Below are 24,456 nucleotides of genomic sequence, written 5' to 3'. Positions count from 1 at the left end.
GCTCGGGCCCGAGCGGGGGCCGGGGCCCCGGCCGGCCCGGGGGTCGCGCCCGGGTGTGACGGGGCGGGACGGGGGCCGGCGCGGGGCGCCGGAGCGGTCGGTGGCCGAAGCCGGAATCCTTCCGGGCCGGTATGCGTTGGGATGGTCGTACACCGACGACCGTCCTGCCCCCCACGCTCCCAGGAGGCGCCTTGACCGGCTCCCGTCCCCCGCGTCCGCGGCTGCGCGCCCTGCGGCCCGAAGCCTTCGGCGCGGACCCGTCCGGCGCCCGGCTGGAGCGGATCCGCCGCTCACCCCACTTCGCCGACGGCTCCTTCCAGAACCCGGTCGGGGCCCGGACCAGGCCCTCGGGGTCGATGCGGGAGTTCGCCAAGATCTACTTCCACAAGGAGCAGCGGGTCCGGCGCAACCCCGGCGCGCCGATCCCCGTCTACCCGACCACCCTGGCGGAGCTGGCGAAGCCGCCCGCGAGCGGACTGCGCCTGACCTGGATGGGGCACTCCAGCGTGCTCGCGGAGATCGACGGGCGCCGGGTGCTGTTCGACCCGGTGTGGGGCGAGCGCTGCTCCCCGTTCCCCTTCGCCGGGCCCAAGCGGCTGCACCCCGTGCCGGTCCCGCTGGCCTCCCTCGGCACGGTCGACGTCGTGGTGATCTCCCACGACCACTACGACCACCTCGACCTGCCCACGATCAAGCAGCTGGCCGGTACGGACACGGTCTTCGCGGTCCCCCTCGGGGTCGGCGCGCACCTGGAGCGCTGGGGCGTGGCGGCCGACCGGCTTCGCGAGCTGGACTGGAACGAGTCCGTGAAGGTCGCCGGGCTCTCGCTCACGGCGACCCCGGCCCGCCATTTCTGCGGGCGCGGCCTGCGCAACCAGCAGCACACCCTCTGGGCCTCCTGGGTCGTCCGGGGCGACGAGCACCGGATCTTCCACAGCGGGGACACCGGCTACTTCCCCGGGTTCGAGGAGATCGGCGCCGAGCACGGCCCGTTCGACGCCACGATGATCCAGATCGGCGCGTACTCGGAGTACTGGCCCGACATCCACATGACCCCCGAGGAGGGCATGCGCGCCCACCTCGACCTCCAGGGCGGCATCCCGCACGGCACGATGCTGCCGATCCACTGGGGCACCTTCAACCTGGCCCCGCACCCGTGGGACGAGCCCGGCGAGGGGACCGTCGCCGCGGCGGCCGGCGCGGGCGCCGCGATCGCGCTGCCGGTGCCCGGGCAGCCCTTCGAGCCCGGCTCCGCCGATGCCCCGCGTGCGCCCTGGTGGCGGCCCTTCGTGGCGGGCGGGCCCGCGCCGCGCACGGTGGTCGACCCCGCGCCGGCGGCCCCGCCCGTCGAAGCCCGCCCGACCGGCACCGCGGAGCCGGAGGCCGTCGGGACCTGAGCGGGTTGCGGCCGCGATCGGCCGGACCGCGCTTCTGGCAGCGCGCGACCGGCCCCGACCGCGGGACGCACCGGGACCGCGGGACACGCCGGGAGAGCCGGGCGGACGCGGGGTCGCGCCGGAGGCCGCAGGCACCGGACGCACGCCGGGGCGTGCGCGCTCCCGGCGGATCCGGACTGGCGTGCGAGCGCTCCGTCGGGAGCGGGAAGCACCCCGCCAAGTTCCCCAACTGGCCGTCCAAGGCGTGAGACTGCGGTCTAGCGTGGGTACCCGGTGATCAACACCCGGCCCCGGGAACGCTGGGGGCCGGGCCCCACGTACCGAGGACGAAGATGTCCGGACCCCGCGCAGCCCGCCACTCCCCGTCGAGACACGCCGTCGCCGGTCCGAGCCGGCAGATACGCCCCCAGTTGGTCCGCGCCGCCGTCCTGCCCACGCTGGCCGCCGGCCTCAGCGGCGCCGCCGCGGTGATCTTCACCCTGCAGCTCGGCGGCGGAGCAGGCGAGCGGGACGCCCGCCTGTGGCCGGTGCTCACCGGCTGCGCCCTGCTCGTCGTCGGCGCGCTCGCCGCCGCCCTGCTCGGGGCCCGGCGCGCCGGCAAGGCCGTCCGGGACCGGTGCGAGGCACTGCGCCGCTCCAGCGCGCGCGGCCGCCAGGAGCTGCGGGCGGTCGCCGACCGGCTGGAGCGCGGCGAGCTCCCGCCCCGCCAGGTGCGCGGCGGCCCGGGCGGTCCGCCGCACGGCGTCGACCCGGCGGGAGTGGACGAGTTCTGGCTGCTCTCCCAGGAGCTGCGCGGTGCCCGCGAGCAGGCGCACGCCACCCTCGTACGGCTGGCCGGCCCGGTGACCCCGTCCGACAGCGAACGCAAGGTGGAGGTCTTCGTCAACCTCGCCCGCCGGCTCCAGTCCCTCGTGCACCGGGAGATCTCGCTGCTGGACGACCTGGAGGACACGGTCGAGGACCCGGACCTGCTCAAGGAGCTCTTCCACGTCGACCACCTGGCCACCCGCATCCGCCGCCACGCCGAGAACCTCGCCGTGCTCGGCGGCGCTGCCTCGCGCCGCCAGTGGACCCGGCCCATCGAGCTGAGCGAGGTGCTCCGCTCCTCGGTCGCCGAGGTCGAGCAGTACACCCGGGTCAAGGTGGTGCCGCCGGCGGGCGGCAGCGTCCGCGGTCACGCGGTCGCCGACGTGGTGCACCTGCTCGCCGAACTGGTCGAGAACGCCACGGTGTTCTCCGCTCCCGACACCGAAGTGGTGCTGCGCGCCGAACGGGTCACCGCCGGGATCGCGGTCGAGGTGGAGGACCGGGGGCTCGGCATGCCGCCCCGGGAGCAGCACCGGATGAACGCCCTGCTCGGCGACCCCGACCAGATCAGCGTCCGGCACCTGCTCGCCGACGGGCGGATCGGCTTGTTCGTGGTCGCGGCGCTGGCCCGGCGCCACGGGATCGCCGTCGAGCTCAAGTCGAACATCTACGGCGGCGTGCTCGCCGTCCTCGTACTGCCGCAGGAGCTACTGGGCGCGGAGGCGCCGAGCGCCGCCGACGAGGCCGGCGGATCCCGGCCCACGGCCTGGGGCGCCGGGGAGGGGCGGGGGGCGCCGCCCCTGGAGCCCGTACGGATGACCCTGCCCCGGACCGAGCCCGCCGGGCCGGTGCGACCCGAGCCCTTCGGACCGGCCCGTCCCTCCTACCCGTCCCCCGCGACGGCCCCGCCCGCCGGGTCCTTCGTCTCCGCCGCGCCGACCGCGCCCGTCGCGCCGGGCCGGTCCGCCCGGGGTCCGAGCGAGGCCGTGGTGTCGCCCCGGACCGCTCCCGACGCGGTGGGCGCGACCGGTGGCGTTCCCCCGCGGGCGCCGCTGCCCGTACCGGCCGCCCGTACCGCCGAGGACCGACCGTCGCTGCCCCGGCGCCGGGCCCAGGAGCACCTCGCGCCCCAGTTGCGGGAGGCCCCGGCGCCCCGGCGGACCGGCGACTCCGAGCAACCCCTGCACGATCCCGGCCTGATGGCCGCCTTCCAACGGGGCTTCGGCCTCGCCCAGTCGGAGAACCAGGCATGACCCCGACCCCTCACCTCAGCAAGGAGCGCACCCCCATGGGCGGCGAAGTGGCGACGAAGACCGGAGGCCGGCTCTCGGACCTCGACTGGCTGCTCAGCGGACTGGTGCAGCGCGTGCCGTACACGCGCAGCGCCGTGCTGCTCACCGCCGACGGACTCGTGACCTGCGTGCACGGACTGGACCCGGACGGCGCCGACCACATGGCGGCGATGGCCTCCGGGCTGTACTCGCTGGGACGCAGCGCGGGAGCCCGGTTCGCGGCCGGCGCCGAGGTCCGCCAGGTGGTGGTCGAACTCGCCACGGCGCTCGTCTTCGTGTCGGCGGCCGGCCCCGGAACCTGCCTGGCCGTACTGGCCGACCGCGAGGCCGACGCCGGGGTGCTCGGCTACGAGATGGCGATGCTGGTCAAGAGCGTGCGCCCCTACCTGGCGGCAGCGCCGCGGCGCCCCGTCGCCGACGCGCAGTGATGAGGAGCCGCGGGACGGGGGCGTACGCGCAGGAGACCTCGTACGGGACCGGCTCTGGGGGCGGCGCGCGCGCCGGCTCCGGAGGCGGTGTGTCGCAGGGGCGCTCGACCGGACGGGACACACCGTGGCTCGACGGCTCGGCGGGCCGCGTGATGCGTCCGTACACCGCCAGTGGCGGCCGGACCCGGCCCGCCGTCGCGCTGGACCTGCTCTCCCTGGTCACCGCGACCGGGGTGCGGCCGCGCGTCCCGCTCGGGGCCGAACACACGCTCGCGCTGCGGACGTGCGCGGGCTCCGCGGCGGTCACCGTCGCCGAGGTTGCCGGCCAGCTGCGGTTGCCGGCGGTGGTGGTGAAGGTGCTGCTGTCCGACCTGATGGAATGCGGGGCCGTCATGGCGCAGGCGCCCCGATACCCGTGCGGCGGTCCCCTCGCCGCCGATGACCAGTTACTGCTCCGGGCGGTGCTCGATGGCCTACGCAAACGACTGTGACGCCGGAGTCCAGGCCGGGCCCCCGGCCCGGGCCCGGCCGCCGGGTCCCGTGCCCGCCACGCTGAAGATCCTCGTCGCAGGGGGATTCGGGGCCGGCAAGACCACCTTCGTGGGCGCGGTGAGCGAGATCGCGCCGCTCAGCACGGAGGAGCTGCTGAGTGATCTCGGTGCGGCCGACGACCCGCTGGAGGGGGTCGAGGCGAAGTCCACGACGACCGTCGCCCTGGACTTCGGCCGGATCACGCTGAACGACCGGCACGTGCTGTACCTCTTCGGCACGCCCGGCCAGCACCGCTTCTGGTTCCTCTGGGAGGAGCTGTGCGCGGGCGCGATCGGGGCGGTGGTACTCGCCGACACCCGCCGCCTCGCCGACTGCTTCCCGGCCGTGGACTTCTTCGAGCGGCGCGGCATCGCCTTCGTCGTGGCCGTCAACGAGTTCGACGGCGCTCACCGCTACGGGCCGGACGAGGTCCGCGAAGCGGTGGGGCTCGGGCCCGAGGTGCCCGTCGTACGGTGCGACGCGCGCCTCGCGAGCTCCGGGACGGGGACACTGGCCGCACTCGTCCGCCACCTCCTGTGCATGTCCGCAGCCGGCCCTCCGTCCCGTTCCGCGCACGGCTCTCAGGACGGCTCTTCGCACAGTTCTGCGCTCAGTTCTTCGTCTTCGGAGTCGGGGGAACCGTCATGACGTACTACGAATCGACCGGACACCTGCTGCTCACACCGGTGGACCGGGAGGCGCCCGAACGCGCCGTCCGGCTGCGCGAACTGGGCCTGGGGGAGCGGGCGGACCCGGAGCTCGACGCCTTCGCACGGCGCGTGGCGGACGTGCTCGCGGCGCCGTACACGGGGGTCAACTTCATCGGCGAGGAACGGCAGTTCTTCGCCGGCCTGCACCACGCGCCCGAGGCCCCGCCGAGCGGCTACCCCGCCCGGGTGCTGGCCCGCGATCACGGCTACTGCCCGCACGTGGTGGTGCGGCGGCGGGCGCTGGTGCTGGAGGACGTACGGGACTTCGCGCGCTTCGCGGGCAACGCGGTCGTCGACGGGAGCGGGGTCCGGTCCTACCTGGGCGCACCGGTCACCGACCGGCGCGGAGTGGTGCTCGGCACGGTGTGCGGGGTGGACGTGGCGCCGAGGCGCTGGGGGACGGAGGGACTCGCCGCGGTCAAGGAGCTGGCGGCGGAGCTCGTGGAACTGCTGCATGCGAGGGAGGACCGGCAGGGCTGAGTCCCGCGCGGGCGCTTCGGGCACGCGGCTTGTCAGTGGCGGGGTCTACCGTCGTCGCACGAGGTGCACCGGTGACCGGAGAGGAGCCGCGGGCATGGCCACGAACGCGGACGAGGTCCGTACGATCGCGCTGTCGCTCCCGGACAGCAGCGAGAAGCTCGCCTGGGGCATGCCCACCTTCCGGGTGGGTGGGAAGATCTTCGTCGCGCTGGCGGACGACGACACCGCGATCGGGGTCAAGTGCCCCAAGGAGGACCGGGCCGAGCTGATCGCGGCGGAGCCGGAGAAGTTCTTCCTGCGCGAGGGCCACGACGACAACTACGCGTGGATCCGGGTCCGTCTGGGGGCGGTGGACACGGCTGAGCTGCGCTCGATCCTGATCGACTCCTGGCTCCAGGCGGCTCCGAAGCGCCTGGCCGCGGCCCACCCGGAGCTGGCGGGCCCCGCGGACTGAGGGCCGGCCCGGAAAAGGTGCGCGCGACCACCCCGTGAAGTGCGGTATTGTTCTCCTGCACGTTCAACCAGGGGAAACCCCAGGTCAGCGGGCATCGGGACGTGGCGCAGCTTGGTAGCGCACTTGACTGGGGGTCAAGGGGTCGCAGGTTCAAATCCTGTCGTCCCGACTAGAGGTCCGCCTCGTAGTCGCAGGTCGAGGGGCCGTTTCAGAGCAATCTGGAACGGCCCTTCGGTCGTTTGCGGATCCTGTCCGTCAGGGGCCGGGTCACGACCGATGGAGTGGGGGGCGCATGGTGCGTCGGTGGAAGTGGAGCCGGCCGGTGGTGCTCGCCGCCGTGGCCGCGGCGGTGCTGGTCGCGGGCGCCGGCGCGTACTGGTTCCAGCCGTGGAAGCTGTGGCGGGACGAGACCGTGCGCGAGGCGCTGCCCGCCGCCTCGGCGCCGACCGCGCCGGGCGCGGGGTCCGCGTCCACGGCTCCGGCCGGTCCGCGGGTGGTGTCCTCGGGCGAGTTGATCAGCCATGAGCACCGGACGAGCGGCACGGTGAAACTCGTTCGGCTGCCCGACGGCTCGCACACGGTGCGCCTGGAGGGCCTCGACACCAGCAACGGTCCGGATCTGCGGGTCTGGCTCACCGACGCCCCGGTCAAGGAGGGCGTGGAGGGCTGGCGCGTCTTCGACGACGGTGCCCATGTCAGCCTCGGCAAGCTCAAGGGGAACAAGGGCGACCAGAACTACGACGTTCCGGCCGATGTCGACCTGTCGAGGTATTCCAGCGTGAGCATCTGGTGCGACCGCTTCGACGTCTCCTTCGGCGCGGCGGCCCTCACCGCGGCCTGAGGACCCGGTCGGGGGTATCCCGCCACGTACCGGCCGGCTCCTGCTCGTACGATGACCCCATGATCTCCGCCGAGCAGCCGAGGAGCCGCCGCCCCGCCGGGCGCGGCTTCGCGCTGCTGGTGCTCGTGGTACTGGCCGGGGTGCTGGCCATGCACGGCCTGGGACCGCGCCCGGTACTCGGGGCGGCGCAGCCCTCGGCGACCACCGCGGTCGAGCACGGTACGGCGAGGTCCCACGACGAGGCCGCCGCCCACGGTACGGCGAGGTCCCACGACGGGGCCGCCGCCCACGGTACGGGCGGGGACTGCTCGCACACGGCCGGCGGAACCGGGCACGTCCGGCACGCGGACGGCACCTGCGCCGCGACCGGGACCGGAGCCCCGTACACGCCGCCCGCCCTCACGGCGGGACTCGGCGCGGCGCCCGCACCCCGGGCCGTACCCGGCGGCCCGGCGGCGGCGGACGGGGCCGGGCGCGCGCCGCCCGATCTGGCCGAGCTGCAACTCCTGCGGATATAGAGCGGCCCGCACGGCACCCTCGTCCCGGCCCGGCCGAGGACGGGTGCCGCGCTCCGACACGCCCTCTTCCGTACGGACGCGCGCGCCGCAAGGCCGCGCACCAAGGAGTCGCACCACCATGACCGTGCACAGCACGCACCGTTCTCCCGTCCGCCGTTCCCCCGTCCGCCGGACCGCCGCCGTCGTGGCCGCCGCCGCGGCCTCGCTCGTCCTGGCCGCCTGCGGGTCCGACGGCTCCGGCGCCGACGCCGGCGCCGCCGGGCACGACGGCCACACCGCCACGACGCCGTCCGCGTCCGCACCCGCACCCGCCCCGCGGGGCCGGCACAACGCCGCCGACGTCGCCTTCGCCCAGGGGATGATCCCCCACCACCGCCAGGCCGTGGAGATGGCCGCGCTCGCACCCTCCCGAGCCGGGTCGGCCGAGGTGAAGAAGCTCGCCGACGAGATCAGGAAGGCTCAGGACCCGGAGATCAGGACGCTGTCCGGCTGGCTGACCTCGTGGGGCGAGCAGGTGCCCGCCGAGGGCGCCGGGGACCACTCCGGGCACGGCGGCGCGGGCGGCATGATGACCGCCGAGGAGATGGACGAGCTGTCGAAGGCCTCCGGCAAGGCCTTCGACACCGCCTTCATGAAGCTGATGATCAAGCACCACGAGGGGGCGGTCGAGATGGCGAAGCAGGAGAAGGCGGACGGCGCCTTCCCGGACGCCGGGGTGATGGCCGACGCCATCATCACGTCCCAGGGCGCCGAGATCGATCGGATGAACGGGCTGCTCGGCAAGAGCTGACGGACGCCGGCCCGCGCACACCTCGCCGGGGCTCGCCGCCGCAGGCCTCCACCGGCCCGCGGCGGCGCGGCCCCGGCTCGGGTGGGAGAATGGATGCCGCCGCAGCGGGGGCCCTCGTCGGAGGTGTTCGGATGCCCCGTGGTGAGCCCCGCAGAGTGGCGCGGACGGCTGTGGTCGTCGGCGCGGGCATGGGCGGACTGTGCGCCGCCCGGGTGCTGTCGGAACGCTTCGACCAGGTCGTGGTGATCGACGAGGACCCCCTGGCGCACGGCAGCGCCTGGCGCCCCGGGGTCCCGCAGGGCCGCCAGCCCCACCTGCTGCTGCGCCCGGGCGCGCGGCTCCTGGAGGAGTGGTTCCCGGGCATCACCGGGGAGCTGTACGACGGCGGAGCGATCGAACTCGACCTCTGCCGAGACGTCCACCGGCACCGCGGCGGTGGCGTGCTGGCCCGTCCGGCGTCCGGGTTGCGCGTGCCGGTGATGTCCCGGCCCTTCCTCGAAGCGACGGTACGCGGGCGCCTGGCCGGGCTCGGACACGTCAGCGTGCGCGGGCGGTCCCGGGCGCACGGGCTGGTCACCGATGCCTCGGGCACCCGCATCACCGGAGTCCGGCTGGCCGGCGGCGCCACCCTGGAGTGCGCCCTCGTGGTCGATGCCACCGGCAGCGGGGCCCGGAGCCTGAGCTGGCTCGCGGACCTGGGGTACGGGGCGCCGCCGCTGTCCGCGGTCGGCGTCGACATCCACTACGCGAGCCGGGTCTACCGCCGTGACGAGGCGGGCGCGGCGGCCCGTGACTGGAAGGCGGCCGTCGTGACCGGGGCACCCTCCCTGCGCCGGTGGGCGATGGCCCTGCCGCAGGAGGGAGCCCGCTGGATCGTGGGCCTGGTCGGCGTCAACGGCGAGGTGCCGCCCGCCGACGAGGACGGCCGGCTGGCCTTCGCCCGTTCGCTGGACTCCCCGGTCGTCGCGGACCTCATGGCCGGCTCGGAACCGCTCACGGAGCCGGTGGCCGACCGGTTCCCCGAGAACCGGCGCCGCCACGTGGAGCGGCTGCGGCGCTTCCCCTCCGGGTGGGTGCTGCTCGGGGACGCCGTCGCCGAGCTCGACCCGGTCCACGGACAGGGCATGACCTCGGCGGCGCGGCAGGCCGTGGTGCTCGGCGACTGCCTCGACCACACGGGAACCATCGGCCACGCCTTCGGCCGCCGCTACTTCGACGCGGTGGCGCGGACGGTGGCCGCCCCCTGGTCCCTCGCGGTCGGGGGAGACTTCGCCTACGCGGGCACCACCGGCCCCAAACCGGCGGGAACCGACCTGTTCAACCGGTACCTGGAACGGGTCGCCCGCGCCGCGCGGCACGACGACGCGGTCAGCATCCGCTTCGGCGAGGTCGCGGGCCTCGTCCGCCGCCCCGAGTGGCTGCTCGCCCCCGCCTTCGTCCTGCGCGTCCTGCGCTCCTCGCGCCGTGAGGCATGATCGGGGGATGTCTGATCGCATCATTGCCGCCTGTGACGGAGCCGCGAAGGGGAACCCCGGACCGGCCGGATGGGCCTGGGTCATCGCCGACCCCCAGGGGAAGCCGGAGCGGTGGGAAGCGGGCCCGCTGGGGCGCGCCACCAACAACGTCGGGGAGCTCACCGCCCTGCAGCGGCTGCTCGAAGCAGTGGACCCCGGAACGTCCGTGGAGGTGAGGATGGACTCCCAGTACGCGATGAAGGCCGTGACCCAGTGGCTGCCGGGCTGGAAGCGCAACGGCTGGAAGACCTCCTCCGGCGGGCCCGTGGCCAACCGCGAACTGGTGGAACGGATCGACTCGCTGCTGACCGACCGGGACGTGGCGTTCCAATACGTGCCGGCGCACCGCGAGGACGGCGACCACCTGAACGCCATCGCCGACCAGGCCGCGAGCGAGGCCGCGCTCACCCAGCAGGCCGCCGGAACCGCCCTGGGAGACCAGGACATGCCCGTACCGGCGCCGGCGCGCAGCGGGCCGGCCCCCCGCAAGGGCGCCGCGCGGAAGTCCGCCGCCCCGGGCGCCACCGCCGGCCGCGCCGCGTCCCGGGCCATCAAGGCGAAGTTCCCCGGCAGCTGCCCGTGCGGACAGCCGTACGCCGCGGGGGAGATGATCGCCAAGAACGGGAACCGCTGGGGCCACGCGGCCTGCGCCGAGGCCGGCACCCCCGCGTAGTCCGAGCCGCGCGCCCGCCCGACGGGCGGATCCACCCGCCGCCGGGCGCTCGGTCCGGGCACGGGAGCACCGCCCGTTCAGCCCTCCGGCACGAGGCGGCCGGCGTGCAGTTCCAGCGGGCCGCGGCCGCTGTCGCGCGCGTCGAGGCAGGCCTCGATCTGGCGGCGGAGCGAGGGCTTGACCAGGGCCCGCAGGTCCGCGCGGTCGACGGCGCGCCAATCGAGGAGCTCGGCGGGGTCCAGTCGGACGCGGGCGAGGTCGGACGCGTCGAGGACCCCGCCGTCGTAGAGGAAGCGGACCCGGGCCGGGCGGCCGTGCTTGTGGGCCCAGTTGACGGCGAGGAGGCGGCCCGGGGCGCGGTCCAGACCGAGCTCCTCGCCGACCTCCCGACGGGCGGCGGCCCGCGGGGTCTCGCCGAGGTCGCTGTCGATGCCGCCACCGGGCAGGTGCCAGCGGTCGGCCCTGCCGTACGCGGGCCGTACCAGAACGGTCCGGCCCCCGGAATCCGTGAACAGCACGCTCGCCGACGTGAGGGCCTTGGGCCGGTTCGCCCGGTGGCTCGCGGCGTCCAGTACCCCGGCGTGCTCCAGCGCCGCGCGCCGGGACGGATCCAGGCCGGCCGGGGAGCCCGGCTGCGGCACCCCGTCGACGAGGTGGGCGATGGAGCCGGCGTGCAGGGCGGCCAGGCCGGCCCTGAGCCGGGGGGCGACGCGGGCGGGCAGGGCCGTGTACGCCTCCCGGGGCAGGAGCCAGCGGGCCGCGGTGATCTCGCCGTCGACGAAGGAGAGGGCGGCGGCCTCCGCCGGTGACAGCGGGCCGACGAGGTGCACGTGCGCGACGAGGGAGCGGCCCAGCGAGCCCGGCGGCCGGGAGTCCACCGCGAGCAGCCGTCCCACCGGCACGGTGAGATCGAGCTCCTCCTTCAGTTCGCGCGCGAGGCCCTCCTCCGGGGTCTCGGTGTCCTCGACGGTGCCGCCCGGCAGCTCCAGGTCCGCCTTGTACGAGGTCGTCAGTACGAGGACCCGCCCGTCGCCGTCCAGGACGATCGCGGTGGCGGCGACGAGCGGGGCGGGCCGCGTCGCGTAGTAGGCGCGCACGTCCGCGGGGGACGGGCCGCCCGGCGAGGGGCCGTCGGCGGAGGGGCGGTCGGCGGAGGGGCGGTCGGGCACGGCGGCTCCTGAGGTCGGCTGTCGGAGGCGGGGCGGTGTCCCGGAAGCCGCGCTCCGGGGCGGTGCGCCACCCGGCTCCTCAGCACTATCACCCCGGTGTCCCCGCGCCCGGCGCCCGACATGCGGGGGTCAGGCGCGGGCCAGCAGCATGCCGCCCATGGTGACCATGGTCGCGGCGACGACGCCGTCCAGGACCCGCCAGGCCTTGGGCCGGGCGAGCAGGCCGCTGAGCAGCCTGGCGCCGTAGCCCAGCGCACCGAACCAGGTGAGGCTGGCCAGTCCGGCGCCGAGACCGAAGGCCCAGCGCAGATCGCCCCGGTCCGCGGCGAGGGAGCCGATGAGCAGGACGGTGTCGAGGTAGACGTGCGGGTTGAGCCAGGTCATGGCCAGGCAGGCCAGTACCGCCCGGCGGGCGGAGCCGGGAGCGGCGCCCGGCGCGTCCCCGGCGGTGAGGGCCGCGCCGGGGTCCGGGCGCAGGACGCGGCGGGCGGCGAGGAGCCCGTAGCAGATCAGGAACCCGCCACCGGCGATCCCTACCACCGTCAGGGCGGCGGGCCAGGCGGTGACGAAGGCGCCCACGCCGGCCACGCCGAGGGCGATCAGGAGCGCGTCGGAGACGGCGCAGATGGCGACGACGGCGAGGACCGCGTGGCGGCGAGCCCCCTGGCGCAGGACGAGTGCGTTCTGCGCGCCGATGGCGACGATGAGGGAGAGGCCGGTTCCGAAGCCGGCGAGCGCCGCCGTGATGATGCCGTGTGTCATGGGATCAACCGTAGTCAGCCGCTCCGCTTTCAGTACAGCTAAAGATTTTTACGTACCCTTAGCGTTCGTGATGGAAGAACTTCCCCTGGACCAGGTGCGGACGCTGCTGGCGGTCGTGGACGAGGGCACCTTCGACGCCGCCGCGGCCGCGCTGCACGTGACGCCGTCCGCCGTCAGCCAGCGCGTCAAGGCCTTGGAGCAGCGGACCGGGCGCGTGCTGCTCATGCGGACCAAGCCGGTCCGGGCGACGGAGTCCGGCGAGGTGGTGGTCCGGTTCGCCCGGCAGCTCGCCCGGCTGGAGCGGGACGCCCGGAGCGAGCTGGGCATGGCCGACGGGGCCGGCCCGGTGCGGCTGCCGATCGCGGTGAACGCGGACTCGCTGGCGACCTGGTTCCTGCCCGCCCTGAGCCGGGTCCCGCAGGATCCGCCGGTCTGCTTCGAACTGCACCGCGAGGACGAGTCGCACACCACGGCGCTCCTGCGGGAGGGGCAGGTGATGGCGGCGGTCACCTCCTCCCCGGACCCGGTGGCGGGGTGCACCGTACGGGGGCTGGGGCTGGCGCGGTACCTGCCGGTGGCGAGCCCCGGCTTCGCGGCCCGGTACCTGCCGGGGGCGGGAGCTGGGATGCGGGCGCTGGTACGGGACCTGCGCGAGGCCCCGACGATCGTGTTCGACCGCAAGGACGAGCTCCAGGACGCCTTCGTGCGCTCCCTGGCCGGGGGCGCGGCGGACGGCGCCGGGACCGTGCGGCACTCCATGCCGACCTCGGAGGGGTTCCGCGACGCGGTGGTGGCCGGGCTGGGGTGGGGTCTGGTGCCGGAGCCGCAGGCCGAGCCGCTGGTACGGACCGGTGAGCTCGTGCTGCTCGCGCCGCGCAGGCCGATGGACGTACCGCTGTACTGGCAGCAGTGGAAGCTGGACTCGCCGCTGCTGTCGATGGTGGCGCGGGTGATCGGCGAAGCGGCCGCCCGGGCCCTGCGCGCCCCTGCGGGGGGCGGGCAGGGTCGACCCGGTGTCAGGGGGTCGTGAGGACCACCAGTTGCCGCGTCGCGCGCGTCATCGCGACGTAGCGGTCGACGGCGCCCTCGACGCCCGTGCCGAACGTTTGCGGGTCGATGAGGACGACGAGGTCGAATTCGAGCCCCTTGGACAGTTCCGGCGTCAGCGACCGGACGCGGGGCCTCGCCCGGAACGCGCCCCCGGCGACGTCGCCCGTGCCGATGACGCAGGCGGTTCCGTCGGCGTGCGCGGCGAGCCAGGTGTCCAGGACCGCGTCCAGCTCCGCGACGCAGCCGTGGACCACGGGGATACCGCTGCTGCGGACGGAGGCGGGCACGTTGGCGTCGGGGAGCGCCGCGCGGATGACCGTCTCGGCTTCCGCCATGACCTCCTGCGGCGTGCGGTAGTTGATGCTCAGCGAGGCCACGGTGATCCGGTCGAGTCCCACCCGCTCCAGTCGTTCCCGCCACGACTCCGTGAACCCGTGGCGGGCCTGGGCCCGGTCGCCGACGACGGTGAAGCTCCGGGACGGGCAGCGCAGCAGCAGCATCCGCCACTCGGCGTCCGTCAGTTCCTGGGCCTCGTCCACGACGATGTGGGCGAACGGTCCTGCCAGCAGGTCCCGTTCGGGGCCGGGCCGCTCCGCCTCGTCGATCAGGGTGTCCCGCAGGTCCCGCCCGTGCAGCATCGTCACCGCGCCCTCCCCGTCGTCGTCGGCCGCCAGCAGGCCGTCGATGACATCGGCCCTGCGCGCGCGTTCGGCGGCGACCGAGGCGTCGTGCCGACGCCTGCGCACCGAGGCCCCGGGGTCGCCGAGCCGCTGCCGGGCCGCGTCCAGGAGCGGCAGGTCGGACACCGTCCAGGCGTGGGCGTCCGCCCGCTGGAGCGCGGCCACGTCCTCGGCGGCCAGCCAGGGAGCGCACGTGCGCAGGTAGGCGGGGACCGACCACAGGTCTCCGACGAGGTCGGTCGCCTCCAGCATCGGCCACGCCCGGTCCAGGGTCCTGATCAGGTCCCGGTCCTGGAGCAGCGACCGGCGCAGCAGCTGGGGCGGGGCGTCGCTGTCGTCCTTGTCCATCAGGATCGCGACCAGCTCCTCCCGGATCACCTCGCGCGCCTCGTTGTGCGCGACGCCCTCCGCCGCCTCGAACGCCACCGCCCAGTCGTCGGCGCTCAGCCAGAGATCGGACCAGGGGCTCGAAACGGTCATCCCCCCGGTCGGCGGCTCCTCGTAGAGGGCGACGGCCGGTTCGATCGCCTTCACCAGCTCGGCGGACGCCTTCAGGCGGGCCACGCCCGGGTCGGACTCGACCGCGGCCGCGGCCCCTTCGGCGACGAGGTCGCGCAGGGTGCAGGTCCGCACGCCCTCCTCGCCGAGGCTGGGCAGGACATCGGCGACGTAGGCCAGATAGGGCTGGTGCGGACCGACGAACAGCACGCCGCCCCGACGGTCGCGCAGCCGGGGGTCGGAGTACAGCAGGTGGGCGGCGCGGTGCAGGGCGACGACGGTCTTGCCCGTACCCGGTCCGCCGTCGACGACGAGCGCGCCCCGGGACCCGGCCCGGACGACGGCGTGCTGGTCGGCCTGGATGGTCGCCAGGACGTCGCGCATCCGGGCCGAGCGGGTGCCGCCCAGGCTCGCGACGAAAGCGGACTGGTCGTCGAGCGCGGCGTGCCCCTCCAGCCCGTCGGCGGTGAAGACCTCGTCCCAGTAGTCGCTGACCCGTCCGCCGGTCCAGCGGTACCTGCGACGGCTGGTCAGGCCCATCGGATCGGCGTGCGTCGCCGCGAAGAACGGCTCGGCCGCGGGGGAGCGCCAGTCGAGCAGCAGCCTGCGCCCGGTGCTGTCGGTGAGGCCGAGGCGGCCGATGTACACGGGCTCGGCGCCGTCCGCCGGGACGACGTGTCCCAGGCACAGGTCCAGACCGAAGCGGCGCAGCGTGCGCAGGCGGCCGGTGAGGCGGTGGATCTCCGCGTCCCGGTCCATGGCCGCCCGGCCGCGGCCGCCGGGCGCCCGGCGTTCGGCTTCGAGGCGTTCGGACAGTTCGGCCACGGTCTGCCCGAGGCTCTCGGAGATGGCCGCGAAGTGCCGTTCGTCGCCGTCGATCAGGATGGGGTCGGCTTTGGGGGAGAGGTGGTCGGGAAGGTCGAAAGCACTGGTGGTCGACAAAGGCACACGCACTTCGTGAAGCTCCCATTTCTGCAGGTTCCGGCCCGGGTCCGCGATTGTGCCCCAGCTCAGGGGCCTTGCCGCAAGCCCCCTGCTGCGCTATAACTTGAGAGTGGCGAAGAGTGAGTTGTCCTCTTCGCCTTTGTCGTTTCACGGCGGCGTTCACGGCGCCGACCCTCCCTGTCCGCCCCGTGGGGGCCCTCCCGTCCCACCGGTCGGTGGCACGGCCGGAGGCGGTGGCACACTGGCCGGAGTTCCGCCGAAGGGGAGAGTGCGACCTTGTCCATGTTCAGCAACCTGCGCCGGGTCGTGCGCCGCGGCTACCGGCGGGCCGTCGACCTCAGCCACCCGTCCCGCTCCCCGCTGGGCAGCGCGGTGGTCAACTGCGTCGTCTACCAGGACGGCGTACGGCAGGAAGGCTGCGGGGAGGTCGAGGAGGCGCTGCGCCGGGTCCGCAAGACGGGCGACGGCTTCGTCTGGATCGGTCTGCACGAGCCCGCCCAGGAGGAGCTCAGCGGGCTCGCCGCCCTGTTCGGGCTGCACCCCCTCGCCGTCGAGGACGCCGTGCACGCGCACCAGCGCCCCAAGGTGGAGCGGTACGACGACACGTTGTTCTCCGTGTTCAAGACCGTGCGCTACGTCGAGCACGAGGAGCTGACCGCGACCAGCGAGGTGGTGGAGAGCGGTGACCTGATGGCGTTCACCGGCGAGGACTTCGTCATCACCATCCGGCACGGCGGCCGCGGCACCCTGGGGCCGGTCCGCGAGGCGCTGGAGGCCGACCCGGGGCAACTGGCCAAGGGTCCCGCGGTGGTGCTGCACGCCATCGCCGACCACGTGGTGGACGACTACCTGGCGGTCACGGACGCGGTGCAGAACGACATCGACGCCGTGGAGACCGCGGTGTTCAGCGAGCACGGGGGCCGGGGGGACGCCGGGCGGATCTACCAGCTCAAGCGCGAACTCCTGGAGCTGCGGCGGGGGGTGGCGCCCCTGGGCCGCCCGCTCCAGCAGCTGGGCACGCAGCCGATACCGGCCATCCCGGCGGAGATCCGTGCGTACTTCCGCGACGTGGCCGACCACCTGACCCGGGCCACCGAGCAGATCGGCGCGTACGACAACCTCCTCGACTCCATCCTCCAGGCCCACCTCGCGCAGGTGACCGTCGCGCAGAACGAGGACATGCGCAAGATCACGGCCTGGGCCGCCATCGTCGCGGTCCCCACCATGGTCTGCGGCGTGTACGGCATGAACTTCGACCACATGCCCGAACTGCGGTGGACGTACGGCTACCCGCTCGTCCTCGGCGTCATGGCGGTCGCCTGCTTCGTCATCCACCGGGGCTTCCGGCGCAACGGCTGGCTCTGAGCCCCGGAGGGTCCGCGCCGGTGGGCCCGGCCGGTTCCCGGTCCTGTGAAGTGCCTTGACCGCGATGTAAGGCGGGCATAAATTCTGCCGCGGCCCACTCCAGCAGGACGGGCCGGAGATCCGTTTCGCGGGGGGACACATGCACTACTACACCGATGTCCTGAGGAAGTACGCCGTCTTCGCCGGCCGCGCCCGCCGCCAGGAATGGTGGATGTTTGCCCTGTGCAACCTCGCGGTGGCCGTCGCGGTGCTGATCATCGACATTGCCGTGGGCGCCGCAATGATCCTCTACTGCGTGTACGCCCTCGCCGTCGCGCTGCCGACCATCGCCCTCGCCGTGCGCAGGCTGCACGACATCGGCAAGTCCGGCCGGTGGTGCTTCGTGGCGCTCATCCCGCTCGCCGGTGCCATTTGGCTCATCGTCCTGATGGCCACCGAGGGCCAGTCCCACGCGAACGAGTACGGCCCGAGCCCCAAGGCCGTCCGGGCCTGACCGGGCACCCGCACCGAGCACGGCGCCCCGCCGCCGACGCGTCACGTCGGCGGCGGCGCTCCCGCGTGACGCGCGTCTCTCGCGGCGGACGGCAGGGGGCTGTCCAGAGAGCCCCGATCACGAGATATCTTGATGTCGAGCAATGTTGCAGACGAGAGACGCAGACTGTGGAGCGGAGCATCCGGTGACTGACTCGACCATCATCTACACGCACACTGACGAGGCCCCGGCCCTCGCGACGTATTCGTTCCTGCCTGTGATCCAGGCGTACGCGTCGACGGCCGGTGTGAATGTCGAGACCCGTGACATCTCCCTGGCCGGTCGGATCATCGCCAGCTTCCCGGAGCACCTCCAGGAGGACCAGCGGATCGACGACGCCCTCGCCGAGCTCGGCGAGCTGGCGAAGACCCCGGCGGCGAACATCATCAAGCTGCCCAACGTCTCGGCCTCGATCCCGCAGCTGAAGGCCGCGGTCGCCGAGCTCCAGAGCCAGGGCTACGCCCTCCCGGACTACCCCGACGACCCGAAGACCGACGAGGAGCGCGAGGCCCGCGCCCGCTACGACAAGATCAAGGGCAGCGCCGTCAACCCGGTCCTGCGCGAGGGCAACTCCGACCGCCGCGCCCCCGCCTCGGTCAAGAACTACGCCAAGGCGCACCCGCACCGCATGGGCGCCTGGTCACCCGAGTCGAAGACGAACGTCGCCACCATGGGCGAGAACGACTTCCGCTCCACCGAGAAGTCCGCCGTGATCGCCGAAGCGGGCACGCTGCGCATCGAGCACGTCGGCGCCAACGGCGCCACCACGGTCCTGCGCGAGTCCGTACCGGTCCTTGCCGGCGAGGTCGTCGACGCGTCCGTCCTGCACGTCGACGCGCTGCGCACCTTCCTGAACGAGCAGATCGAGCGCGCCAAGGCCGAGGACGTGCTGTTCTCCGTGCACCTCAAGGCCACGATGATGAAGGTCTCCGACCCCATCGTCTTCGGCCACGTGGTCCGCGCCTTCCTCCCGAAGACCTTCGCCCGCTACGGCGAGACCCTCGCCGCCGCGGGCCTGTCGCCCAACGACGGCCTCGGCGCCGTCCTGAACGGCCTGGGCGCGCTGCCCGACGGCGACGCCGTCAAGGCGTCCATCGACGCCGAGATCGCCGAGGGCCCGGCCCTGGCGATGGTCGACTCGGACAAGGGCATCACCAACCTGCACGTCCCCAGCGACGTCATCGTCGACGCTTCCATGCCGGCCATGATCCGCACCTCCGGCCACATGTGGGGCCCGGACGGCGCCGAGGCCGACACCCTCGCGGTCCTGCCGGACAGCAGCTACGCCGGCGTCTACCAGGTCGTCATCGACGACTGCCGCGCGCACGGCGCCTTCGACCCGGCCACCATGGGCTCGGTGCCGAACGTCGGCCTCATGGCGCAGAAGGCCGAGGAGTACGGCAGCCACGACAAGACCTTCGAGATCGCCGAGGCCGGCACCGTGCGCCTCGTCGACGCCGCGGGCAACACGGTTCTGGAGCAGGAGGTCGCCCAGGGCGACATCTTCCGCGCCTGCCAGACCAAGGACGCGCCGATCCAGGACTGGGTGAAGCTCGCCGTCACCCGTGCCCGCGCCACCGGTGTCCCGGCCGTGTTCTGGCTGGACGAGGGCCGCGCGCACGACGCGCAGCTGATCTCCAAGGTGAACACCTACCTGGCCGACCACGACACCGAGGGTCTGACCATCAAGATCCTCTCCCCGGTCGAGGCCACGGCCTTCTCCCTGGAGCGCATCCGCCGCGGCGAGGACACCATCTCGGTGACCGGCAACGTGCTGCGTGACTACCTCACCGACCTGTTCCCGATCCTGGAGCTGGGCACCAGCGCCAAGATGCTGTCGGTCGTCCCGCTGATGAACGGCGGCGGACTCTTCGAGACGGGCGCCGGCGGCTCCGCCCCGAAGCACGTCCAGCAGCTGGTCAAGGAGAACTACCTGCGCTGGGACAGCCTCGGCGAGTTCCTCGCGCTGGCGGTCTCCTTCGAGCACCTCGCGACCACCACCGGCAACGCCCGCGCCCAGGTGCTGGCCGACACCCTGGACCGCGCGACCGGCACCTTCCTCAACGAGGACAAGTCGCCGAGCCGCAAGCTGGGCGGCATCGACAACCGCGGCAGCCACTTCTACCTCGCGCTGTACTGGGCGCAGGAGCTGGCCAAGCAGACCGACGACGCCGAGCTGGCGGCCGGCTTCGCGGCGCTCGCCAAGACGCTGGGCGAGCAGGAGCAGACCATCGTCGCCGAGCTGATCGCGGTGCAGGGCTCTCCGGCGGAGATCGGCGGCTACTACCGCCCCGACGCCGCCAAGGCCACCGAGATCATGCGCCCGTCCGCGACCTTCAACCAGGCGCTGTCCCTCCTGGGCTGATCCTCGCCACCGTGTGACGCGCGCTCCTGACGCGCACCCGCCCCGGCCGGCCCCGTGCCCGGCCGGGGCGGGCGTGCGTCCGGGGACCGCCGGCCGATGGCCCGGCCGTGCGCCGGCGTTCTCGGCGGGTGACCTCGTGGGGTTCCGTCGCTCCGGGCAGCCCCGTCCCCGCCCTCAGAGCCGGTGGACCCGTTCCTGCTCGAAGGCCAGCGGAGAGAGCCCGGCCGCGAGGATCCGTACGCCCGGGGCCACCGCGAGCAGGTTCCGCAGCCAGGCCAGGGCATCCGGGCCGAGCTGGTCGGCGCAGTCCAGGACGAGCAGGGTGTCGCGTTCGGCCAGCCACGAGGCGGCGCCCGCCGTCCCGCCCGGAAACAACGGCCTGCCGGGCGCGCAGCCCAGTTCCGCCGTCAGCTCGGGGACGCCGTGGACGCCCCCGGCCGGGTCCATGGCGACGACGGCCACCCCGTCGTAGAAATTCGACGCGAGCCGCCGGGCGATCTCGCGCACCAGCAGGCTGCGCGGCTCGCGGTAGCCGCCCGTCACGGTCAGCACCCGCCCCCGCCGGACGGCGGTGAGCAGCCGGGACAGCTCGGCGGACGTCGCCGGCAGCGTGCCCGGCACGGATGGTGAAACGGATTCCCTCATCGGCACGATGCCCCCCTTGCATGCGTGGCCAAGCACGGCAAGAGGGTTCGTTCGAGCCGCGTGACGACGATTATGCGCCACTTCCGCCGGAAGACTAGGGGAATGTCGCATTCCGCCGAAGCGGTCCACCGGCGCCCGCTCCCCGGCGTAGTTCCCGTGGGCCCTGTGACGTACGTGTCCGCCTCCACGGCCATGGAACGGTTGTCCGGGCGGGGGGTGATGGGCTCTACTGCTGTGCAGCCCCCACGCGGGGGGCATATGCGGGGGGGATCAGCATGAGAGCGGACCGGCGAGCACAGCGGCGGGCGGAGCGGGCGCCGCGCCCGGCATCGCACCGGCGCCGATCCGGCATCCGGAGCCGCCGACGGCTGCTGCTCCTGGTGTCCGCCTTCCTGCTCGTCGGCGTCACCGTCGCCACCGGCATCGCCTGGAACCCCTTCACCGTGTCGGCGGCGCAGGGGGGTTCGACCGCCCGCCCCGGCGCGCCGGTGCCCGGCGGACCCGGTTCCGCCACCGGCTCCGCGCCCTCGGCCCCCGGCGAGAGCGCCCCGCAGCCGTCCCCGAGCCCGACGCCGAGCAAGGGAGCGGCCGCCAAGGGCGCCCCCCGGGGCGCCGTCGACACCGGCGCCGAACGCCCGGCCGGCGCACTGCCCTTCGACATGCCCCAGCCGGCCGCCCTGCGCTCCGGCGCGGCCGGCAAGAAGCTGGTGTTCGCCCACTACTTCACCCCGTACCCGCTCTCCCTCGACAACGCGAGCGCGGACACGGACTACTACACGCGCAATTACCTGAACCCGGACGGCGAGAGCGGCAAGCACGAGCGGTACGGCGGCCTGCTCCGCGACCGCCCCGTGCCCGTCCCGCCCAAGAGCGGCAACTGGGAACTCGCCAACCTCCAGCAGGAGGTGCGCACCGCGCGCGCCGCCGGCCTCGACGGGTTCACCCTCGACATGCTCTCCCTCACCGGGAAGAACTGGGAGCGCTCCAACCTCCTGATGGAGGCCGCACGTTCGGTGGATCCCGCCTTCAAGATCATGCTCATGCCGGACATGACCTCCTTGAAGACCGACGATCCGGCTGTGCTCGCCGACGCGGTCGCCGCGCTCGGCACGTCGCCCGCCGCGCACCGGCTGCCCGACGGCAGGCTCGTCGTGTCCCCCTTCAAAGCCGAGGCGAAGAGCGTGTCCTGGTGGACCCGCTTCATCGCGGAGCTCCAGGACCGGCACGGCCTGCGGACCGCCTTCGTACCGCTGTTCCTCGACTTCGCGGGCAACAGCGCGGAGTTCGCCCCGATCAGCTACGGCTTCTCCGAGTGGGGCAGCCGCAGCTACGTCGGCCAGGACAGCACCACCCGCGACGTCCGGCGGGCGCACGGCATGGGCAAGATCTGGATGCAGCCCGTGTCGATCCAGGACGCCCGGCCCAACCAGGGCATCTACGACGAGGCCGGCAACACCGCTACCCTGCGCGCCACCTGGACGCACGCCATCGACGACGGCGCCGACTGGGTGCAGCTGACCACGTGGAACGACTACTCGGAGAGCACGCAGTTCGCGCCCTCCCTGCACAACGGCCACACCTACCTGGACCTGACCTCGTACTACCTGACCCGGTTCAAGACGGGCAGCTGGCCGAAGATCGTCCGGGACACGCTCTACCTCACCGCGCGCACCCAGTTCGCCGCCGCCGACCCGACCGGCGACCAGTCACTGGTCATGGCCCCGCGCAAGGGCAGCGCCGCGCCCCGGGACACGGTGGAGGTGCTCAGCTTCCTGACCGGCCCCGCCACCGTCCGCACGGCCGTCGGCTCCGCCAAGGACACGCACGAGGCACCGGCCGGCCTCCACTCCGAGTTGCTGCCCCTGAAACCGGGCACCAGCTCGGCCGCGGTCGTCCGGGACGGGGAGCCCGGCCCGGACGTTGCCCTGCCGTACCCGGTGGACCCCAAGGTGGAGGTCCAGGACCTCCAGTACTACGGCGCGACCAGCGGCCGCGCCCAGTAGGACGGTCCCGGGCCGGGCCGGGCCCGGGTACGCGCCGCATCGGGTGCGCCGACACGAGCCGTGCGCGCCGGCCGACGGGTCCGGACAGCCGGACGGCCGGACCGCGGCGGACCCCCGTCCCTCCGCGAACCCGGCCGTCCGCTGCTCCCGGCCGTGCCGGGACACCCCTCAGGGGAGGGCTTTGTCGTAGGACCGGTCCTGGTCCGAGTCGTAGACCAGCACGCCCTGCGCGTCGAACCCCTTGATCCGCGGAGCGGCGGTCACCCGGCGCTCCAGGACGCCCGTCGCGGCGAACCAGCCGTGGTCCAGCGCGGCTTCGACGGTGGCGCCGCCATAGCCGACCGTCACCTTCGCCACGCGGGAGTCGACCGTGCCGATGCTGCCCCAGCGGTAGGGGAGCCGCCAGGCACCCTCGGAGGCGAAGCGCTGGAGATAGAGGCTGCCGCCGTTCATGTCGGGGACCACGGCGCCGCTCTCCGGAGACCGGTCCGCGCCGACGGACGTCTTGATCCCGTCCGCCGCCCCGTTCTTGATGGTGCAGATGAGCCGCGTGGGCTTCGGCCGGTCCTTGACCGCCACGACGAAGTGGCCGTCACCCGGACTGTTGTCGTTGCCCGTGCTGCGCTGCGCCAGCAGGATCCGGTAGTCCGCCGCCTTCCCGAGGTCCGCCGCGCCGCCCGAGGGGCTGGTCAGTCGGATCTCCAAGCACTCCTCCAGCCACCCGGCGGCCTGCTGGAGGGTGATCCCGTCCACCAGCTGCCCCGCCGTCGCGGGAGGGGTGGGGCCGGTCGGCGCGGGCGCCGGGGGCGGGGTGGGCGAGAGGTGCTCGGGACCCGAGTCCGCCACCGACGCCGACTCCGCCGGTCCTCCGTTCCCGGAGAACGCCACCGCCGCGGCGGGTACGACGGCCAGGACGACCAGCGCCGCCCCGACGGCCGCCAGCCTGCGCCGCCGCTCCATACGGCGGCCCTGCCGAACGATCGCCGGATACGGCAGGGCCCCGGGGTGCAGGGCCCCGGCGCCGTCGGCCAGCCGCTCGCGCAGGCTCAGCTCGAAGGCGCCCGGGTCCGCGGAGTCCCGGAGTCCGAAACCGCCTCCGGGGGCGGAGCCGGACGCGGTCCCGGTTTCGGGGCCGGACCCGGGGCCGGCGCCCCGTCCCCGGCCGTGGCCGCGCGCGTCCTCGTACCGCTCGTACTCGTGATCGTCTCGCCCCGTCATCGGGCCGCTCCTTGCTTGGTCGTCCTCGCACGGCGGGGCCCGCCCCCCACCTGTTCCAGCCCGGGATGTGCGCGCAACTTCGCCAGCGCCTTCGAGGCCTGGCTCTTGACCGTGCCGGGGGCGCAGCCCAGGACATCGGCGACCTCGGCCTCGGAGAGGTCCTCCCAGTAGCGCATCACCACCACGGCCCGCTGCCGCGCGGGTAGTTCGGCCAGTGCGCTCATCAGCGCGTTCCGCTCGTCGGCCCACATCGCGTGGGGGTCGCGCGCACCCGTGTCCGGAGGCTCGGCCGTCAGCCGCTCGGCGACCCGGCGCTTGCGGAAGCGGTCGCTGTTGCAGGTGACCAGCATCCGGCGGACGTACGCCTCCGGATTGTCGCTGCGCCACACGCGCCGCCACGAGCGGTACGCCTTGGCCAGTGCGGTCTGGGTCAGGTCCTCCGCATCGTGCGGATCACCCGTCAGCAGATACGCGGTCCGCACCAGGTGAGCCCATCGTGCGGTCACGAAGGACTGGAACTGGACTTCTTGCTCGGCTTGCATCGAACACCTCCTCGCCCCCTAGACCACCGCTTCCGCGAAATCGGTTGCCCGGCAGGCGGGATGGGATGGGATCGGGTCGGCTGGCCGGCCGCCGGCCGGATCGGCTCGGCAGCGCGGTGAGGGCCGCGTGGTGCGGGCGCGCGGGGCGGGTCGCGCGGGCCGGTCGCGTGGTGTGGGTCGCGCGGGGCCGGGTCGCGCGGTGCCGGTCGCGCCGTGACGGGGTACCGGTGTCCGCGGCGGCGGGAGA

Annotated in this window: 23 protein-coding genes and 1 tRNA gene; 18 read left to right on the top strand and 6 right to left on the bottom strand. The window is 74.1% G+C overall.

Annotated elements, in window-relative coordinates; genetic code table 11:
- Positions 1-191: 191 nt before the first annotated feature.
- The 13 genes from ACWFQ8_RS25590 to ACWFQ8_RS25530 all read left to right on the top strand — a co-directional run bounded on the left by ACWFQ8_RS25590 (position 192) and on the right by ACWFQ8_RS25530 (position 10,435).
- Entirely contained in the window at positions 192-1,397 is a 1,206-nt protein-coding gene (locus ACWFQ8_RS25590) for an MBL fold metallo-hydrolase (RefSeq protein WP_453788605.1), read from the top strand.
- Positions 1,398-1,729: 332 nt separating this feature from the next.
- Positions 1,730-3,457 carry an ATP-binding protein gene (locus ACWFQ8_RS25585; protein WP_453788604.1) on the top strand — a complete coding sequence of 576 codons (1,728 nt, stop codon included), beginning with the start codon at positions 1,730-1,732 and terminating at the stop codon, positions 3,455-3,457.
- 35 nt (positions 3,458-3,492) lie between these two features.
- Positions 3,493-3,924: a roadblock/LC7 domain-containing protein gene (locus ACWFQ8_RS25580; RefSeq protein WP_453788611.1), complete on the top strand. Its 432-nt coding sequence runs from the start codon at positions 3,493-3,495 to the stop codon at positions 3,922-3,924.
- 152 nt (positions 3,925-4,076) lie between these two features.
- Positions 4,077-4,415 (top strand): DUF742 domain-containing protein, encoded by a 339-nt coding sequence (locus ACWFQ8_RS25575; protein WP_453788610.1) that lies wholly within the window; start codon positions 4,077-4,079, stop codon positions 4,413-4,415.
- A complete protein-coding gene (locus ACWFQ8_RS25570; protein ID WP_453788603.1) occupies positions 4,393-5,103 on the top strand; it encodes a GTP-binding protein in 711 nt (236 codons plus the stop codon). Before ACWFQ8_RS25575 ends, ACWFQ8_RS25570 begins: the two co-directional genes overlap by 23 nt.
- Positions 5,100-5,645 carry a GAF domain-containing protein gene (locus ACWFQ8_RS25565; RefSeq protein WP_453788602.1) on the top strand — a complete coding sequence of 182 codons (546 nt, stop codon included), beginning with the start codon at positions 5,100-5,102 and terminating at the stop codon, positions 5,643-5,645. The genes ACWFQ8_RS25570 and ACWFQ8_RS25565 overlap by 4 nt, the downstream gene beginning before the upstream one ends.
- Positions 5,646-5,739: 94 nt before the next feature.
- Positions 5,740-6,099: an MmcQ/YjbR family DNA-binding protein gene (locus ACWFQ8_RS25560; protein WP_453788601.1), complete on the top strand. Its 360-nt coding sequence runs from the start codon at positions 5,740-5,742 to the stop codon at positions 6,097-6,099.
- 95 nt (positions 6,100-6,194) lie between these two features.
- Positions 6,195-6,268, top strand: a tRNA-Pro gene (locus tag ACWFQ8_RS25555).
- Between the two features lie 123 nt (positions 6,269-6,391).
- Positions 6,392-6,940, top strand: coding sequence for a DM13 domain-containing protein (locus ACWFQ8_RS25550; RefSeq protein ID WP_453788600.1), 549 nt, complete (start codon positions 6,392-6,394; stop codon positions 6,938-6,940).
- A gap of 59 nt (positions 6,941-6,999) precedes the next feature.
- A complete protein-coding gene (locus ACWFQ8_RS25545) occupies positions 7,000-7,458 on the top strand; it encodes a DUF6153 family protein (RefSeq protein WP_453788599.1) in 459 nt (152 codons plus the stop codon).
- 118 nt (positions 7,459-7,576) lie between these two features.
- Complete coding sequence (locus tag ACWFQ8_RS25540) at positions 7,577-8,248, top strand: DUF305 domain-containing protein (RefSeq protein ID WP_453788598.1); 672 nt, start codon at positions 7,577-7,579, stop codon at positions 8,246-8,248.
- Between the two features lie 131 nt (positions 8,249-8,379).
- Positions 8,380-9,723 (top strand): FAD-dependent oxidoreductase, encoded by a 1,344-nt coding sequence (locus ACWFQ8_RS25535; RefSeq protein WP_453788597.1) that lies wholly within the window; start codon positions 8,380-8,382, stop codon positions 9,721-9,723.
- Between the two features lie 7 nt (positions 9,724-9,730).
- Entirely contained in the window at positions 9,731-10,435 is a 705-nt protein-coding gene (locus tag ACWFQ8_RS25530; RefSeq protein WP_453788596.1) for an RNase H family protein, read from the top strand.
- 77 nt (positions 10,436-10,512) lie between these two features.
- Here the strand turns inward: ACWFQ8_RS25530 and ACWFQ8_RS25525 are convergent, their stop codons facing one another.
- Together ACWFQ8_RS25525 and ACWFQ8_RS25520 are read right to left on the bottom strand one after the other, a co-directional pair.
- Positions 10,513-11,604 carry an NUDIX domain-containing protein gene (locus tag ACWFQ8_RS25525; RefSeq protein WP_453788595.1) on the bottom strand — a complete coding sequence of 364 codons (1,092 nt, stop codon included), beginning with the start codon at positions 11,602-11,604 and terminating at the stop codon, positions 10,513-10,515.
- A 129-nt stretch (positions 11,605-11,733) separates the two neighbouring features.
- Positions 11,734-12,366 (bottom strand): LysE/ArgO family amino acid transporter, encoded by a 633-nt coding sequence (locus ACWFQ8_RS25520; RefSeq protein WP_453788594.1) that lies wholly within the window; start codon positions 12,364-12,366, stop codon positions 11,734-11,736.
- Between the two features lie 70 nt (positions 12,367-12,436).
- Between ACWFQ8_RS25520 and ACWFQ8_RS25515 the strand changes: the two genes are divergently transcribed.
- Positions 12,437-13,396: a LysR family transcriptional regulator ArgP gene (locus ACWFQ8_RS25515; protein ID WP_453788609.1), complete on the top strand. Its 960-nt coding sequence runs from the start codon at positions 12,437-12,439 to the stop codon at positions 13,394-13,396.
- Here ACWFQ8_RS25515 and helR read toward each other — a convergent pair.
- Positions 13,383-15,542 carry an RNA polymerase recycling motor ATPase HelR gene (helR, locus tag ACWFQ8_RS25510; protein ID WP_453788593.1) on the bottom strand — a complete coding sequence of 720 codons (2,160 nt, stop codon included), beginning with the start codon at positions 15,540-15,542 and terminating at the stop codon, positions 13,383-13,385. The genes ACWFQ8_RS25515 and helR overlap by 14 nt on opposite strands.
- Positions 15,543-15,821: 279 nt before the next feature.
- Between helR and corA the strand changes: the two genes are divergently transcribed.
- From corA to ACWFQ8_RS25495, 3 genes are all read left to right on the top strand, one after another.
- On the top strand, positions 15,822-16,904 hold the full coding sequence (gene corA / locus ACWFQ8_RS25505; RefSeq protein ID WP_453788608.1) for a magnesium/cobalt transporter CorA: 1,083 nt from the start codon (positions 15,822-15,824) through the stop codon (positions 16,902-16,904).
- 139 nt (positions 16,905-17,043) lie between these two features.
- Complete coding sequence (locus ACWFQ8_RS25500) at positions 17,044-17,397, top strand: DUF805 domain-containing protein (protein ID WP_453788592.1); 354 nt, start codon at positions 17,044-17,046, stop codon at positions 17,395-17,397.
- 184 nt (positions 17,398-17,581) lie between these two features.
- On the top strand, positions 17,582-19,801 hold the full coding sequence (locus ACWFQ8_RS25495) for an NADP-dependent isocitrate dehydrogenase (RefSeq protein WP_453788591.1): 2,220 nt from the start codon (positions 17,582-17,584) through the stop codon (positions 19,799-19,801).
- Between the two features lie 174 nt (positions 19,802-19,975).
- Here the strand turns inward: ACWFQ8_RS25495 and ACWFQ8_RS25490 are convergent, their stop codons facing one another.
- Entirely contained in the window at positions 19,976-20,452 is a 477-nt protein-coding gene (locus tag ACWFQ8_RS25490; protein ID WP_453788590.1) for a hypothetical protein, read from the bottom strand.
- A 374-nt stretch (positions 20,453-20,826) separates the two neighbouring features.
- On the opposite strand from ACWFQ8_RS25490, the gene ACWFQ8_RS25485 reads away from it, so the two are divergent.
- Complete coding sequence (locus ACWFQ8_RS25485; protein ID WP_453788589.1) at positions 20,827-22,449, top strand: glycoside hydrolase family 71 protein; 1,623 nt, start codon at positions 20,827-20,829, stop codon at positions 22,447-22,449.
- 168 nt (positions 22,450-22,617) lie between these two features.
- Here the strand turns inward: ACWFQ8_RS25485 and ACWFQ8_RS25480 are convergent, their stop codons facing one another.
- Together ACWFQ8_RS25480 and ACWFQ8_RS25475 are read right to left on the bottom strand one after the other, a co-directional pair.
- Entirely contained in the window at positions 22,618-23,667 is a 1,050-nt protein-coding gene (locus ACWFQ8_RS25480) for a hypothetical protein (protein ID WP_453788588.1), read from the bottom strand.
- The gene (locus tag ACWFQ8_RS25475; RefSeq protein WP_453788587.1) at positions 23,664-24,209 is read right to left on the bottom strand and encodes a SigE family RNA polymerase sigma factor; all 546 of its coding nucleotides are present in this window, start codon (positions 24,207-24,209) and stop codon (positions 23,664-23,666) included. Before ACWFQ8_RS25475 ends, ACWFQ8_RS25480 begins: the two co-directional genes overlap by 4 nt.
- Positions 24,210-24,456 lie beyond the last annotated feature (247 nt).

It is taken from the genome of Streptomyces sp. NPDC055254 (assembly GCF_053606025.1).
This window is presented reverse-complemented; position numbering and strand designations above follow the sequence as displayed.

Excerpts from the sequence above, each read along its gene's own strand:
- ACWFQ8_RS25540 (WP_453788598.1), top strand. The coding sequence starts at position 7,577 with ATGACCGTGCACAGCACGCACCGTTCTCCCGTCCGCCGTTCCCCCGTC.
- ACWFQ8_RS25515 (WP_453788609.1), top strand. The coding sequence starts at position 12,437 with ATGGAAGAACTTCCCCTGGACCAGGTGCGGACGCTGCTGGCGGTCGTG.
- ACWFQ8_RS25545 (WP_453788599.1), top strand. The coding sequence starts at position 7,000 with ATGATCTCCGCCGAGCAGCCGAGGAGCCGCCGCCCCGCCGGGCGCGGC.
- ACWFQ8_RS25520 (WP_453788594.1), bottom strand. The coding sequence starts at position 12,366 with ATGACACACGGCATCATCACGGCGGCGCTCGCCGGCTTCGGAACCGGC.
- ACWFQ8_RS25585 (WP_453788604.1), top strand. The coding sequence starts at position 1,730 with ATGTCCGGACCCCGCGCAGCCCGCCACTCCCCGTCGAGACACGCCGTC.
- ACWFQ8_RS25565 (WP_453788602.1), top strand. The coding sequence starts at position 5,100 with ATGACGTACTACGAATCGACCGGACACCTGCTGCTCACACCGGTGGAC.
- ACWFQ8_RS25530 (WP_453788596.1), top strand. The coding sequence starts at position 9,731 with ATGTCTGATCGCATCATTGCCGCCTGTGACGGAGCCGCGAAGGGGAAC.
- ACWFQ8_RS25480 (WP_453788588.1), bottom strand. The coding sequence starts at position 23,667 with ATGACGGGGCGAGACGATCACGAGTACGAGCGGTACGAGGACGCGCGC.
- corA (WP_453788608.1), top strand. The coding sequence starts at position 15,822 with ATGTTCAGCAACCTGCGCCGGGTCGTGCGCCGCGGCTACCGGCGGGCC.
- ACWFQ8_RS25580 (WP_453788611.1), top strand. The coding sequence starts at position 3,493 with ATGGGCGGCGAAGTGGCGACGAAGACCGGAGGCCGGCTCTCGGACCTC.
- ACWFQ8_RS25560 (WP_453788601.1), top strand. The coding sequence starts at position 5,740 with ATGGCCACGAACGCGGACGAGGTCCGTACGATCGCGCTGTCGCTCCCG.
- ACWFQ8_RS25550 (WP_453788600.1), top strand. The coding sequence starts at position 6,392 with ATGGTGCGTCGGTGGAAGTGGAGCCGGCCGGTGGTGCTCGCCGCCGTG.
- ACWFQ8_RS25570 (WP_453788603.1), top strand. The coding sequence starts at position 4,393 with ATGGCCTACGCAAACGACTGTGACGCCGGAGTCCAGGCCGGGCCCCCG.
- ACWFQ8_RS25500 (WP_453788592.1), top strand. The coding sequence starts at position 17,044 with ATGCACTACTACACCGATGTCCTGAGGAAGTACGCCGTCTTCGCCGGC.
- ACWFQ8_RS25535 (WP_453788597.1), top strand. The coding sequence starts at position 8,380 with ATGCCCCGTGGTGAGCCCCGCAGAGTGGCGCGGACGGCTGTGGTCGTC.
- ACWFQ8_RS25575 (WP_453788610.1), top strand. The coding sequence starts at position 4,077 with ATGCGTCCGTACACCGCCAGTGGCGGCCGGACCCGGCCCGCCGTCGCG.
- ACWFQ8_RS25475 (WP_453788587.1), bottom strand. The coding sequence starts at position 24,209 with ATGCAAGCCGAGCAAGAAGTCCAGTTCCAGTCCTTCGTGACCGCACGA.